The sequence below is a fragment of the Chryseobacterium sp. NG-CE01 genome, assembly GCF_055695505.1.
Genome location: NZ_CM146369.1, coordinates 515,156 through 527,988 on the forward strand (window position 1 = coordinate 515,156; position 12,833 = coordinate 527,988).

The 12,833-nt window shown below is 38.5% G+C and carries 15 protein-coding genes; 9 read left to right on the forward strand and 6 right to left on the reverse strand.

Translation table 11 applies throughout. The annotated features are described in order from the left end of the window. Positions 1-41: 41 nt before the first annotated feature. The 3 genes from ACYT6F_RS02520 to ACYT6F_RS02530 all read right to left on the reverse strand — a co-directional run bounded on the left by ACYT6F_RS02520 (position 42) and on the right by ACYT6F_RS02530 (position 3,280). Entirely contained in the window at positions 42-992 is a 951-nt protein-coding gene (locus ACYT6F_RS02520; protein ID WP_472599744.1) for a PorP/SprF family type IX secretion system membrane protein, read from the reverse strand. Positions 993-1,043: 51 nt separating this feature from the next. After that, positions 1,044-2,117 (reverse strand): RluA family pseudouridine synthase, encoded by a 1,074-nt coding sequence (locus ACYT6F_RS02525; RefSeq protein WP_472599745.1) that lies wholly within the window; start codon positions 2,115-2,117, stop codon positions 1,044-1,046. 71 nt (positions 2,118-2,188) lie between these two features. Further along, positions 2,189-3,280, reverse strand: a complete 1,092-nt coding sequence (locus tag ACYT6F_RS02530) for a PASTA domain-containing protein (protein ID WP_472599746.1) — start codon at positions 3,278-3,280, stop codon at positions 2,189-2,191. Between the two features lie 151 nt (positions 3,281-3,431). Between ACYT6F_RS02530 and ACYT6F_RS02535 the strand changes: the two genes are divergently transcribed. From ACYT6F_RS02535 to ACYT6F_RS02550, 4 genes are all read left to right on the forward strand, one after another. Then, positions 3,432-4,421, forward strand: a complete 990-nt coding sequence (locus ACYT6F_RS02535) for a D-alanine--D-alanine ligase (RefSeq protein WP_472599747.1) — start codon at positions 3,432-3,434, stop codon at positions 4,419-4,421. A 69-nt stretch (positions 4,422-4,490) separates the two neighbouring features. Continuing rightward, complete coding sequence (gene coaD, locus ACYT6F_RS02540; RefSeq protein WP_169229208.1) at positions 4,491-4,955, forward strand: pantetheine-phosphate adenylyltransferase; 465 nt, start codon at positions 4,491-4,493, stop codon at positions 4,953-4,955. A gap of 79 nt (positions 4,956-5,034) precedes the next feature. Next, entirely contained in the window at positions 5,035-5,667 is a 633-nt protein-coding gene (locus tag ACYT6F_RS02545) for a trimeric intracellular cation channel family protein (RefSeq protein WP_169229207.1), read from the forward strand. A gap of 3 nt (positions 5,668-5,670) precedes the next feature. Next, complete coding sequence (locus ACYT6F_RS02550; RefSeq protein ID WP_472599748.1) at positions 5,671-6,201, forward strand: hypothetical protein; 531 nt, start codon at positions 5,671-5,673, stop codon at positions 6,199-6,201. Between the two features lie 96 nt (positions 6,202-6,297). Here the strand turns inward: ACYT6F_RS02550 and ACYT6F_RS02555 are convergent, their stop codons facing one another. Further along, positions 6,298-6,867 carry a DUF2892 domain-containing protein gene (locus ACYT6F_RS02555; RefSeq protein WP_472599749.1) on the reverse strand — a complete coding sequence of 190 codons (570 nt, stop codon included), beginning with the start codon at positions 6,865-6,867 and terminating at the stop codon, positions 6,298-6,300. Between the two features lie 95 nt (positions 6,868-6,962). Continuing rightward, a complete protein-coding gene (locus tag ACYT6F_RS02560) occupies positions 6,963-7,448 on the reverse strand; it encodes a dihydrofolate reductase (protein WP_472599750.1) in 486 nt (161 codons plus the stop codon). Positions 7,449-7,524: 76 nt separating this feature from the next. Here ACYT6F_RS02560 and ACYT6F_RS02565 point away from each other — a divergent pair, with 76 nt between their 5' ends. From ACYT6F_RS02565 to ACYT6F_RS02585, 5 genes are all read left to right on the forward strand, one after another. Beyond that, complete coding sequence (locus tag ACYT6F_RS02565; RefSeq protein ID WP_472599751.1) at positions 7,525-8,133, forward strand: LemA family protein; 609 nt, start codon at positions 7,525-7,527, stop codon at positions 8,131-8,133. Then, positions 8,133-8,564, forward strand: coding sequence for a TPM domain-containing protein (locus tag ACYT6F_RS02570; RefSeq protein ID WP_472599752.1), 432 nt, complete (start codon positions 8,133-8,135; stop codon positions 8,562-8,564). The genes ACYT6F_RS02565 and ACYT6F_RS02570 overlap by 1 nt, the downstream gene beginning before the upstream one ends. Then, on the forward strand, positions 8,545-9,348 hold the full coding sequence (locus ACYT6F_RS02575; RefSeq protein ID WP_472599753.1) for a TPM domain-containing protein: 804 nt from the start codon (positions 8,545-8,547) through the stop codon (positions 9,346-9,348). The genes ACYT6F_RS02570 and ACYT6F_RS02575 overlap by 20 nt, the downstream gene beginning before the upstream one ends. Positions 9,349-9,523: 175 nt before the next feature. Beyond that, complete coding sequence (locus ACYT6F_RS02580; RefSeq protein WP_472599754.1) at positions 9,524-10,045, forward strand: NAD(P)H-dependent oxidoreductase; 522 nt, start codon at positions 9,524-9,526, stop codon at positions 10,043-10,045. Between the two features lie 3 nt (positions 10,046-10,048). Then, the gene (locus tag ACYT6F_RS02585; protein WP_472599755.1) at positions 10,049-11,926 is read left to right on the forward strand and encodes a monovalent cation:proton antiporter-2 (CPA2) family protein; all 1,878 of its coding nucleotides are present in this window, start codon (positions 10,049-10,051) and stop codon (positions 11,924-11,926) included. Here ACYT6F_RS02585 and ACYT6F_RS02590 read toward each other — a convergent pair. Continuing rightward, entirely contained in the window at positions 11,923-12,738 is an 816-nt protein-coding gene (locus ACYT6F_RS02590; protein ID WP_472599756.1) for a head GIN domain-containing protein, read from the reverse strand. The genes ACYT6F_RS02585 and ACYT6F_RS02590 overlap by 4 nt on opposite strands. Between the last annotated feature and the right edge of the window lie 95 nt (positions 12,739-12,833).

Here is a 12,833-nt window from a genome sequence, read left to right on the forward strand (position 1 = left end):
CTGAAAAAATTCAGAGCTCAAATTTATTTAAATTAAATCAATTAATATCTATAACCTCTGTGGTTAATGAAGTTATCGAAGTTATATCCGACTCCGATCATGAAGCTGTTTCCTCCATATTCCTGAATATCAGACAATCCCAAGTTATAAGTAGCTCCAATCATGAATTTGTTGAATCTTACTTTTACGACCGGTGCAATCTGCAGCTGCTGGCTGTCGAATCTGTTCTGAACAGATCTGTAGCTAACTCCGAAAGAGAATGCATTGATATCATTAAAGAACGTTGCCATTAGGTTATAATCAATCGTTCTTGTAGAGTTTGTATTAAGGTTAATTAAAGCTGACGGTGTGAAATAGATGTTATCTCCTACATGCCAGTCATATCCTAAATTTAAGAAAAATTTGATCGGAGAAGGTTCACGTCCGTTTACAATTGCCTCATCATTCGTAAGGGCGATATCATTAACGGAAACTCCTGCGAAAATATTTCTATAGGTAGCCTGCGCCCCAAAGTTGGCATATGCCATGAAAATATTGCTTTCACTTCCCTGTAATAAAGGATCTGAAGCATCTTGTGTATTAATTTTTGAATAATCAAAATTCATGTTGTATAAGCTTACGCTTGTACCGAAAGAGAACTGGTCTTTTCTGTCTCCTTCGCTGCTAAGAGGAATAAAATATGAAGCACCAGCTGTAATACCTCCTGCAGAAATAGGACCATTACTGTCTCTGAATACAGATAAACCTGCTCCTACTCTATCAAAGATGTTCGCGTTAATCCCCACCGACTGTACGTTTGGAGACTCACTGAACTTCGAAAATTGCTGCTGATAGTTAAGATTAAGTTGCACATAGTCAGTTTTTCCGTATTGTGCTGGGTTGAACAGAAACTCACCATCCAAAAGGTACTGTTGATAGTATGGTAATGTTTCTTGTGCTTTGTATGCATTTGACAAAAGAGCTAAACATACGATAGCATATAGTTTTCTCATAACAAATCTTGATTTCAATTCAACAAATATAAAAAAATTCTCAATATATTTTTAGTTTTCTAAATAATTTCTCCATTTTTTTACAGCATCCGCCATATCTTTCGGCATTGGGCTTTCAAAATATAATTCCTTTTTTGTAGTAGGATGTACAAATCCTAAAGTATGGGCATGGAGCGCATGTCTGGGCAGAATTTCAAACACATTTTTTATAAACTGCTTATACTTAGGAAGATTCACTCCACGGAGAGGTGTATGCCCTTCGTACCTTTCATCATTGAACAGGGTGTGGCCGATATGTTTGAAGTGCGCCCTTATCTGGTGCGTTCTTCCGGTTTCCAGCTTACATTCTACCCAGGTCATATATCTGAATCTTTCCAATACTTTGTAATGCGTCACGGCATGTTTCCCCTGGCTTCCGTCTTCATACGTATGCATCTGCATTCTGTTCTTCGGATGGCGCCCGATGTGCCCTCTTATGGTGCCTTCATCTTCCTGTACATTTCCCCACACGAAAGCCCAGTAAAGTCTCTTCGTTTTCCTGTCGAAAAACTGTTTGGCCAAAAAGCTCAGTGCATATTCGTTTTTAGCAATAACAAGGAGGCCGGAAGTATCTTTATCAATCCTGTGAACCAGCCCTACTCTGTCGAGATCGGATTTTTCACCTTTCTTTTCAAAATGAAAGGCTAAAGCATTCACCAAAGTTCCGTCCCAGTTTCCGAATCCCGGATGCACCACCATTCCCGGGTCTTTATCAACAACGATAAGATCGTCATCTTCATACACAATATTGATCGGAATATCCTGAGGGATAATGAAATTTTCCCTTGGCGGATGCGCCAGCAATACGGAAATCTGATCTCCGGGTTTTACACGGTAGTTTTGTTTTACGGCAACTCCGTTTACAATAACATTACCTGCCCTGCAGGTCTGTGAGATTTTGTTTCTTGATGAATTTTGACGAAAGATCAATAAGAATTTGTCGATTCTCAAGGGTTCCTGACTTTTATCCACCGTGATATTAAGGTGTTCATACAGTCCTTTGTTTTCCTCATCGATATCAATATTGTCAATACTGTTCTGATCTGCTAATTCTTCATCGAAAAAATCTTCGTTATCTTCTGCCATTGTTATATTTTTTATACAAAAGGCTTCAACATAATGAAAGTTGAAGCCTGTATTTTTATGAAAATTAGTTATTATTCTACCACTATTTTTTTAGCTTTCGGCTTTTCTGCAGTTTTTTGTGTTGTTGCAGCAGGTTTATTAGCAGAAGCTGTATTGCCGGAAGTACCGGTACCCGTAGTTTTCGGCTTAGCGCTTTCATTTCCTGAAGAAGGTTTTATCGAAGATTTCTGAGCATCTGTCTTCTGTACATCCGTCGACGGTTTCGGACTTTCTTTTTTAGGTGCTGCAACAGGCGGAGGAGCTTCATAAGCCGGCTCCTGAACAGGCATTTCCTGATACTGAATCGGAGGCAGCGCCGTGTCTACCTTCATTCTGTAAATGGAATTCAGCTCTTCTATTTTTGCTCTCAGCTCAGCCGGAGTTCTTTTACTGGCCCAGAGATCCATCTGCATTCCCTGATCTCTTACATCTCCTGCAGCAGGATCCTGATAATAAATAATATCCGATTCATCTTTACTGCCGTCTTCATGTTCTACAAGACCTACTTCAAACATGCTTCTTGCAATCACAGCTCTGGCTTCTTTTACCGTAAGTCCTACAACATTAGGAATGGTAATATTTCTTAACGGTCCTGAACCGATCACAACATCTACTACAGAAAATCTCGGAAGTTTGGTTTTAGGTTTTACAGCCGTTCCTTTATACAGTATTCTTAACACCGCATCTTTCTGAATACTCGGCTCAAAAATAGTATCTCCTACTTTTAATCCCACCTGCTCCAATCTCTGGAATGCAAGGCCCGAATATTTATTGATAACATCAGGAACTTCCACTCTGGCCCAGGTTCTCGGGTTTACTTTCAGCTGAATTGCTCTTCCGTCTTTTACACGCGAGCCGGGAGCCGGATACACCTGCAATACCTGGAATGGTCTGTATTTAGGATCATATTTAAAACTATCCACTTCATAATCCAGTCCGGAATCATCCAATATTTTGATTGCTTCCTGCACAGATTTATTGACAATATTGGGAACGGGAATTTCCTGGCCGTGATTGGTGTGATACTCCAGCCAACGGAATGTAAGCCAAACCAATCCCACGAAAACACCGATGGCAACAACTAAGTTCAGTAAAACTTTCCAATTGAAAAGTGATTTAAGCATACTATAATTACTATAATTAGACAGCAAATATAATTAATATTTTAGAATGTGCTTTGATTTCCGTTGAGCATTTTCGTTTTCAAAATTTCTGAATTTCCAAAATTGCATGATATAAAATCATTAAATTTGCCCTAATTGATACTTTAGAAATATGAGCAAAAAAAGTGTTGCTGTAGTGATGGGAGGCTATTCTGAAGAATATGTCGTATCATTAAAGAGCGGGCAGCTGATTTACGATTCTCTGGACAGAAATCTTTATGATGTATACAAAGTGGTTATTCTTCGGGATGAATGGTATTTTTTAGATGAAAAAAATCAGAAATTCCAGATTAATAAAGGTGATTTTACTGTAGCCATCGATAACAATACTTCGCTGAAATTTGATGTCTGTTTTAATATCATTCACGGAACACCGGGAGAAAACGGTATTCTTCAGGCATATTGGGATGCCATTGGCCAGAAATATACCGGCTGTGATTTTTACCAGAGCGCTCTTACCTTCAATAAAAAAGATACGTTAGCCGTACTTTCCAAATATGGTATTCCTTCTGCAAAGAGTGTTTACCTGAGAAAAGGCGAAGACATCAATGTGGATGAAATTATAGAAAATCTGGCTTTGCCTGTTTTTGTTAAACCGAATCAATCGGGCTCCTCACTGGGAATTTCAAAAGTGAAAGAAAAATCCGAACTCATTGCTGCAACAGAAATTGCTTTTAAAGAAGATGATGAAATTTTAATTGAAAGTTTTCTTAACGGTATGGAGGTTTCCGTGGGTGTTATTGATTATAGAGGAGAAACCATTGTTCTGGGCATCACGGAAATTGTTCCTAAAAATGAATTCTTCGATTATGAAGCCAAATATGAAGGAGCATCCGAAGAAATTACCCCCGCGAGAATTGATGAAGAAACGAGAATCCGTGTAGAAGAAATTGCAAAAAGAGCCTACAATTCTCTTGGGATGAGCGGTTTTTCAAGAAGCGAGTTCATTCTAATGGATGGAATTCCATACATGCTGGAAATGAATACCAATCCCGGATTTTCTCCTGCAAGTATACTTCCGCAGCAGGCCAAAATTTACGGAATCTCCATAACAGACCTTTGCGGAAATGAGGTTGAAAAAGCTTTGAATAAAAGAAATTAGACATTAGAGCTAGATATCGAGTAAAAAAAACTCATAATTAATAGCTCATAACTTATAACTTTATCACGCATGAAAATTGCTGTTTTTCCGGGATCATTTGACCCGATCACTTTAGGACATTACGACATCATAGAACGGGCAGCTCCGCTTTTTGATAAACTGATCATCGCCATCGGGCAGAACTCCCAAAAGAAATATATGTTTCCTCTGGAAAAAAGAATGGAATTTATCCAAAACTCCGTCGCTGAGTTCCCAAATGTAGAAGTTGATTATTTTGAAGGTTTAACAGTAGATTACTGTTTTGAAAAAAATGCTCAGTACATCATCAGAGGACTGAGAAATCCCGCAGATTTTGAATTTGAAAAAGCCATCGCCCATACCAACAGAACGTTAGCCCATAAAAAACTGGAAACGGTCTTTTTGCTGACCTCATCCGGAAAATCCTTTATCAGCAGCAGCATCGTAAGGGAAATCATCAACCACGGCGGAGAATACGGACTTTTGGTACCGGACTCGGTGAGAGTGGAAAAATAGATTATTGATAATTGATAAATGATGATTGATAAATCTTCACTATTATCAATAATCGATCATCATTTATCAATCATACAATATGCACGAACAGTTCAATTTTGCCATAGAAGTTCTCGGGACGATATCTTTTTCGATGTCGGGAAGCTTTGCGGCCATGCAGAAACGGCTGGATCCGTTTGGTGTGCTGATCATTGCGTTTGTCACTTCAGTTGGCGGCGGAACGGTAAGAGATTTATTGTTGGATATCCCGGTGTTCTGGATGCACGATCTGCTAACCTGTGCTTTGATTATCCTGACCAGCATTTTCACCATGGTTTTTAAATCTTTTGAAAAAAACTTCAGGGTTACTTTATTTATTTTCGACAGTTTCGGATTGGGGCTGTTTACCATTATCGGTGTTCAGAAAGGACTTCATGCCGATATTCACCCTTTAATATGCATCGGACTGGGAACCATTACCGGATGTTTCGGAGGTATTATCCGGGATATTCTGCTCAACAGAATCCCTTTGATTTTCAGGAAGGAAATCTATGCAACGGCCTGTATTGTAGGTGGTGCTGCATTTTTACTATTAACTAAATTTACGACTTTATCGTATACTGTTATTCAGATTTTTACCATTTTGCTGATTGTATCGATCAGAACTTTAGCTGTAAAATACCATTGGCAGATCCCGAAATTTTATGGGTATGAAAATAATTCTGAGATGTAATTTATGAAAAAATGCCTTTCTTTTTTGATTTTCTCATTGTTCCTCTCTTGTCAGCATGAGAGTAATTTTGATTTAGAAAAAGATTTATATCAATTTTCAGACAAGATGGAAAATGGTGATACTGTTGAAGTAAGTGTAAATCATTCAGCCTGTCTATTTTTATCTCATGAATTGTATACTTTTATCAAACAAAACGATACTGTATTTCTTCAGACCTATTCCGAAATAAGTTCATTTGAAAAAAGAGAACAGACATTACCAAAAATAGTTTACAACGCAAGCAATAAAAATCAATTGAGCTTTGAGAATTATTTTAAATATTTATCCAAAGAAAATAAACCAAAAACGGAAACAAATTCTGCAATTGTAAGCATTCATTATAAAAACAAAGCCCAAGCAAAATCTTTTTACAGTGAAGATCTGCGAGATAGATTTGAAAAATTAGATCGTTTTGGATTACTCCGTAAGAAAATTTATCCTAATGACACATTCTTTAAATCACCAGAACCTCCACCTCCTAAATTCGCTGACTAGTCCTAAAATAAGTTGACAAGTTATTTTAGGAGGGACACGCAAAGCAAAAAAGCACCTAAAAAAATTAGATGCTTTTATTTTTGATTAGGTTATTCATTAAAAGAATTTCCCTCGGTTTCTCATATTCGGGTTATGCATATGTTTCTGCATAGTCGGCATTTTCAGCTGCTCTTTCATCATTTTGATCTGGTCGGTCATCATTCCGGCGCTGTCCAGTCGTTTTGCCTCTTCCAGTAATTTCTGGCCTTCCTGCTTTCTTCCTTTGGAAATCGCCGCTGCGGCTAGGTTTAATGTAGCCATTGCACGGTCATGTTTCATATTGAGACCATATTCCAATGCTTTTTTCATCAGAGGTTCCACTTTTGTCGGATGATCCTGAGCCTGCGTTAATCCTGTAAGGTAATGAAAATAGCCATACTGAGACTTGTGAAGCTGTGCTTTATAGTTTGTGATATTTTTCAGCCAGTCTGCTGCTTTTTCCATATTCTGCTTTCTAAGCTGCCAGAAAGCCAGGAGGATATATTCATTTTTAAAGAAAAGCAGAATAGGAGCTCCGGCCAAAAGGAAAACTACAATTCCCCACCCCAGATTTCTGGTAAAAAACATCATATAAAGTCCCAGAAGTATCAGGACTGCAGCAACAGCAAGTTTTATATATTTATTCATTATTAAATTTTAGAAGTGCAAAGATAATAAAATTAAGGTTTAGAGTTTAGGGTTCAGAATACAGAATTCAAAACTAAAATCCTGAACTTTAAACTTTAAATTTTTTCGTAGGTCTGAAAACAGAAATCATATTGATTCTTTTCATCCTTTTCGTAGCATTCTTCATTTACTTTCTTCCATATATTTAGATCAATTTCAGGAAAAAAAGTATCAGCAGTAAAATCAGCTTTTACCCTGGTTATCTCAAGCCGGTCGACCACATCCATCGTCTGTTCATAAATTTTACCTCCCCCGATGATAAAAATTTCTTCATCTATTTTCTTCGCAAATTTTATGGCTTCTTTGATGCTTCCAACAATCAGAATACCTTCTTCAAACCAGTCGTTTCTTTTTGATACAACAATATTCGTACGGTTGGGTAGCGGTTTCCCGATACTTTCATATGTTTTTCTTCCCATAATAACCGGATGTCCGGAAGTAATATCTTTAAAGTGTTTCAGATCTTTCGGAAGACGCCAAAGTAACTGATTTTCAAAACCAATTTCGTTCTTTTCTCCCATTGCCACGACTATTGTTGTCATTAAAATTATTTTTTACAAAATTAGCACATAATTTGTATATTTGGTTAGCACAAAAAATTTTTAAAAAAATTAAACTATGAAAAACAGAGGCTGTCTGAGCGCCGGCACCATCGGCATTGCTCTTCTGATTATCGTTGCAGTTTTATTCTTCTGGGGAAAAAGCGGCTACAATAATTTTGTTACGAAAGAACAGAACGTAAATACCAAATGGTCTAATATTGAGACTGTTTATCAGAAAAGAGCAAACCTGATTCCTAACCTTGAAAGAACGGTAAAATCATACTCAAAATTTGAACAGGAAACATTAACAAAAGTTGTTGAGGCACGCTCAAAAGCAACTTCCATCAATGTTGACCCTACCAATATGACAGAGCAGGATATGGCAAGATTCCAGGCTGCGCAGGGAGAACTATCTGGTGCATTAAGCAGATTAATGGCCGTTGTGGAGTCCTATCCGAATTTAAAAGCAGACCAGCAATACATTAATTTCCAGAGAGAATATACTGCTATTGAAAACAGCATCCGTACAGAAACGGTGTACTACAACCAGGCTGCTCAGGATTATAACACCACTATTAAAACGTTCCCGAATAATATTCTGGCGAACTTTACCAATTTTAAAGAAAAACCTTATTTCAAAGCAGAAGCAGGCGCTGAAAAAGCACCTGAAGTATTCACAGAATAATGGCCGGTAATTTCCTAACAAGTCAGCAGATAGCTTCCCTTGTGGAAGCTATTCAGTCAGCAGAAGAACATTCTACCGGCGAAATCCGTGTGCATATAGATTCGAATTCGGATAATGACATTGCGAAAACAGCATTCAGGGTCTTTGAAGAATTGTGCATGGGGAAAACTACGGAAAGAAATGCCGTGCTTTTTCATGTTAATTTTGAACGGAAATATCTTACCATCATCGGAGATACGGGAATCCATGAAAAAGTACGCCAGTCTTACTGGGATCATCTGCACGATTATATCACCTCTGAATTTGCCAAAGGAAATTATTACAAAGCACTGAAAAGTGCGATTCTGGAAACCGGTCTTGAACTCAAAAAACATTTTCCTGTAACGGGAGAAAACCCCAATCAGCTGTCTAATGAAATTACGTTCTCTTAAAATAGTATTTTCATTCATCAGCATATGCTTTTACACATTCGTATCAGCACAATACTCTGTTCCTAAAAAGCCTGCGGTTCTATATCCTGTTTTTGATGAAGCTAATCTTCTATCCGAACAGGAAAAAAATGACCTTAATAAAAAACTGATTGCTTTCTCAGATTCTACTTCCACGGAAATCGAGGTCATTATCATCAAATCAACAAATGGAGAAGATGTCAATTTTCTGGCGACCATGTTCGGCGAGAAATGGGGAATCGGCCAGAAAGGTGTAGATAATGGTGTTGTTTTTTTAATTGCAACCGAAGATCACACAATGTCGATCCAGCAGGGCCGCGCGGTCGAGCAATACTTAACAGCTTCCGTTTCAGGACAGATCCTTGATTATATCGTAACACCACATTTTAAACAAGGCGAATGGTTTGAAGGCATTGATCGCGGTACTTCTGCCATCATGGAAGCGGTACAGGGAAAATTTAAACCTTTAAAGCAACATCAGAAAAACAGTGATGGCGGTCTTGTCAGAATTATGATTATCGCCTTTATCATATTCATCATTTTCGTGGTACTTTTCGGAAACCGAGGCGGCGGAAGAGGTGGAAACGGTGATGACGATGATGTTATCCTGTCAAGAAGAGGCCGGAGAAATTATCCTGGTGGGTTCTTCCCTTTCCCGGGCAGTTTCGGCGGCGGCTTTGGCGGCGGAAGTTCCGGAGGAGGAGGTTTCGGAGGATTTGGCGGTGGCGGAAGCTTCGGCGGTGGTGGTGCTTCGGGAGGATGGTAAAACATTTCCGGCTATTTACAGTTTTTATGTATCCATTTCATAATTAGGAATTTTTTCCGGTTTTTTTAATCTTAATAGTGAAAATCTCTATTATTAATGTTAAATAATCAGTAAGTTCCCTTTAAATCTGTTTTTAATCCAATTTTTTTTCATTATATTTACTGAAAACAGGTTTATGAAGAAGACGTTGGTAGTTTTTGCGCATCCTTATTTAGAGCACTCAAACTCGAATGCAGAGCTCATCAATTTCTATGTCCGGCAGCAACACTTTACCTTAAGAGACCTCTACGAAGAATACCCGAATTTTCATATTGCCGCATTCAGGGAAAGAAAGAGAATAAAAAACTATGATCGCTTTATTTTCCAGTTTCCACTGATATGGTTTGGCATGCCTCCTCTGCTAAAACTCTGGATCGATGAGGTCTTCGACCGTGACTGGATTAAAGAAGGAAATTACAACCCGCTGGAAGGAAAGGAGGTTTACATTCTGGTAACCACCGGCGGCAAGGAAAGATCTTTCCACAAAGAAGGCACCTACAAATTTACGATTGAAGAGCTGATCAGCGGACTCATTGTATCTTTGAATGTTTTTAAGGCCGATATCAGAAATATCAAAATTGTTTACGAAGCCAATAAACTCTCAAAAAAAGAAATTATTTTACATAAACAGGAGTTCACTGAACTTCTCAATCAATAAATTATGGAGACAAGCTTAGCCATGAATACCCTTTTATTCCTGGGCGTTGCCATTATTATGGTTCCGCTGGCCAGGAAATTCGGACTAAGTTCTGTCATCGGATATATTGCGGGCGGAATTATCATCGGACCGTATGTATTGCGGCTGACGGGAAATGACGTTAATGATATTATGCATGCCAGTGAATTTGGTGTAATAATGCTTTTATTTTTAGTCGGACTTGAGCTTGAGCCCAGAAAATTCTGGGACATGCGGAAAAAAATTATCGGGCTCGGTCTTACGCAGATGCTTCTTACCATTTCGCTGCTTTTCCTTGTTTTCATCATGGTGGGATGGCCGTTAGACAAATCCATTGCTATCGCTATGTGTTTTGCCCTTTCTTCTACTGCCATTGTTCTGCAGACTTTGCAGGAAAAAAACAATTTAAAAACACTTGCCGGCGAAGCTTCATTTTCCACGCTTTTATTTCAGGATATTGCGGTAATTCCTATTCTCGCTATTCTACCTCTCATTGCCAATTATAAGACCAGAGATCATGATAATGAAATCCAGGTATTGATTCAGACACTTCCGGAATGGATGCAGTTTGCAACGGTAATTTTGGGAGTGGTGATACTGATTCTATTGGGAAGATATGTCTTTGTCCCTTTTTTAAGATATGTTTCAAAATCGGGAATGACGGAACTGTTAACTGCGTCTTCCCTATTCCTCGTTATTGGCGTTTCGGAATTAATGGTTGCCATAGGATTGTCTCCTGCATTGGGAGCGTTTCTTGCAGGAGTAATGCTTGCGAACAGCGAATTCCGGCACGAACTGGAGGCCCAGATTGATCCTTTTAAAGGCTTGCTGCTTGCTGTCTTTTTTGTAAGCGTAGGTTCAACTATGAATTTTAATATCATCCGGGAAGATCCCCTTTTTATTTTCAGTACTGTTTTTGCCGTGCTGATTATCAAGTTCATGGTGCTTTTTTCAATCGGAAAATTTTTTAAGCTCGATAATCCTCAAACTCTTTTTTATGCGTTTGCGCTTTCCCAGGTAGGAGAGTTTGCATTTGTACTGATCAACTATGCTTCCAACCTTTACCTGTTGAGTCCCGAGCTTAATGCCCAGATGATGGCCGTTACAGCCATTACGATGTGCATTACTCCTTTTCTGCTGATTATCAACGATAAATTGATTACACCGCGTTTTATCAAAGAAGTTCCGGATTCCGATAATGATTTTAACATTCTGGACAGCAATGTCCAACAAAAGAAAATTATCATTGTAGGTTTCGGGCATTTCGGAAGCACGGTAGGAAGGCTTTTGAAGGCTAATAAAATTTCGGCAACTGTTTTAGACAGAGATTCTGACCGCGTTAAATTACTAAGGAGTTACGGTTTTAAAGTATATTACGGTGATGCTACTAAAATTCCTACGTTGCGTGCCGCAGGAATTGAGGACGCCGAAATACTTATCCTATGCCTGGACGATCCGGATAATAATAAATTTGTTGCCGATATTGTGCGTGAAAATTATCCTCATGTGAAAATATTCGTAAGGGCTAAAAACAGAATCGATGCATACGATTATCTGAATAACGGAATTAATAACATTTACCGTGAAACATTGGGTACAGCCGTAGATATGGCCGTAGACGTCCTTCATGAAACGGGAATGCGGAAGTATGCCGCAAGACGTCTCGGGCAAAGGTTTATGGCTATTGATAAAGAATCCATCCGCAAACTTGCCAAGGCAGAGGAAGATGATGAGATTCATCTTTTTACCACAAAAGAAATCCTCCAGAGAGAGGAGGAATTACTGGCTTACGACAATCTTAATTTTGATAATAAGCAATGGGAAGATTCTTCAAATGATGAAGATGAAAACGAAAATAATTAATGGATGCTTACACTTCCACCGCTGTTTTCCTGCTTCGTTACAGAAGTTACATTTCCTTTTTTATAAACATCTACACTTCCTCCTGACGACGCTTCTGCATTAATGGATGATGAAGCACTGATATCAATGCTTGCTCCGCTAGACGCATCGGCTTTCACTTGATCGGCAACCATATCCTTCGCAGAAACACTGCTTCCTGAAGATGATGAAACTTCTGCTTTTTTCGCTTTACCTGAAAGATCCACGCTTGCTCCTGATGAAGCATCGACATCCAGGTCTACCGCCCATATTTTCCCAGTAAAATTACTGCCGCTTCCTACAGAAATTTCAAAATCATTGGCCTCAAGATTTCCATTGACAGAAGCCGAACTTGAAACCTCCACTTCGGTTTTATCCTGGACAAATTTATCTTTTACGGTAATGCCTGCTGCAGAATTTGCATTTATTTTGGAGAAATCTTTAGCATAGATTTTAGCTGAAACCTTGTGGCTGTTCATCACTCTGATGCCTTTTTTATAATGAATATGAAGTTTGCCTCCGCTGATATCCACCAAAATCTCATCTATAATATTTTCCGGGGCGGAAATAACTACCTTTTCCAAATCCGACTTGATAATCTCGGCTTCTATGGCCTGGGAGATTTCAATCTCATCAAAGTCGCCAGTTACCTGCTTTTCTCTTACAGGCCCATGATCGGTATCGACTACTTTCTGTACCCAGTCGCCTTCACTGTTTTCGTGCTTTTCTTTCCTGCCATCACATGATGCCAATAGCATAAATGCAGAAAAAATAAAAAGTTTTGTTGATTTCATATTCAATGGTTTTATGATTGTCTTATTTTATTGACACCTAATTTATAAAAAATATTACATCCATTCTCAATATTATACGATCTGAATCATAATGA

What these genes read in the sequence shown, in the direction of transcription:
- ACYT6F_RS02520 (WP_472599744.1), bottom strand. Translation starts at nt 992, where the DNA reads ATGAGAAAACTATATGCTATCGTATGTTTAGCTCTTTTGTCAAATGCA.
- ACYT6F_RS02525 (WP_472599745.1), bottom strand. Translation starts at nt 2,117, where the DNA reads ATGGCAGAAGATAACGAAGATTTTTTCGATGAAGAATTAGCAGATCAG.
- ACYT6F_RS02530 (WP_472599746.1), bottom strand. Translation starts at nt 3,280, where the DNA reads ATGCTTAAATCACTTTTCAATTGGAAAGTTTTACTGAACTTAGTTGTT.
- ACYT6F_RS02535 (WP_472599747.1), top strand. Translation starts at nt 3,432, where the DNA reads ATGAGCAAAAAAAGTGTTGCTGTAGTGATGGGAGGCTATTCTGAAGAA.
- coaD (WP_169229208.1), top strand. Translation starts at nt 4,491, where the DNA reads ATGAAAATTGCTGTTTTTCCGGGATCATTTGACCCGATCACTTTAGGA.
- ACYT6F_RS02545 (WP_169229207.1), top strand. Translation starts at nt 5,035, where the DNA reads ATGCACGAACAGTTCAATTTTGCCATAGAAGTTCTCGGGACGATATCT.
- ACYT6F_RS02550 (WP_472599748.1), top strand. Translation starts at nt 5,671, where the DNA reads ATGAAAAAATGCCTTTCTTTTTTGATTTTCTCATTGTTCCTCTCTTGT.
- ACYT6F_RS02555 (WP_472599749.1), bottom strand. Translation starts at nt 6,867, where the DNA reads ATGAATAAATATATAAAACTTGCTGTTGCTGCAGTCCTGATACTTCTG.
- ACYT6F_RS02560 (WP_472599750.1), bottom strand. Translation starts at nt 7,448, where the DNA reads ATGACAACAATAGTCGTGGCAATGGGAGAAAAGAACGAAATTGGTTTT.
- ACYT6F_RS02565 (WP_472599751.1), top strand. Translation starts at nt 7,525, where the DNA reads ATGAAAAACAGAGGCTGTCTGAGCGCCGGCACCATCGGCATTGCTCTT.
- ACYT6F_RS02570 (WP_472599752.1), top strand. Translation starts at nt 8,133, where the DNA reads ATGGCCGGTAATTTCCTAACAAGTCAGCAGATAGCTTCCCTTGTGGAA.
- ACYT6F_RS02575 (WP_472599753.1), top strand. Translation starts at nt 8,545, where the DNA reads ATGAAATTACGTTCTCTTAAAATAGTATTTTCATTCATCAGCATATGC.
- ACYT6F_RS02580 (WP_472599754.1), top strand. Translation starts at nt 9,524, where the DNA reads ATGAAGAAGACGTTGGTAGTTTTTGCGCATCCTTATTTAGAGCACTCA.
- ACYT6F_RS02585 (WP_472599755.1), top strand. Translation starts at nt 10,049, where the DNA reads ATGGAGACAAGCTTAGCCATGAATACCCTTTTATTCCTGGGCGTTGCC.
- ACYT6F_RS02590 (WP_472599756.1), bottom strand. Translation starts at nt 12,738, where the DNA reads ATGAAATCAACAAAACTTTTTATTTTTTCTGCATTTATGCTATTGGCA.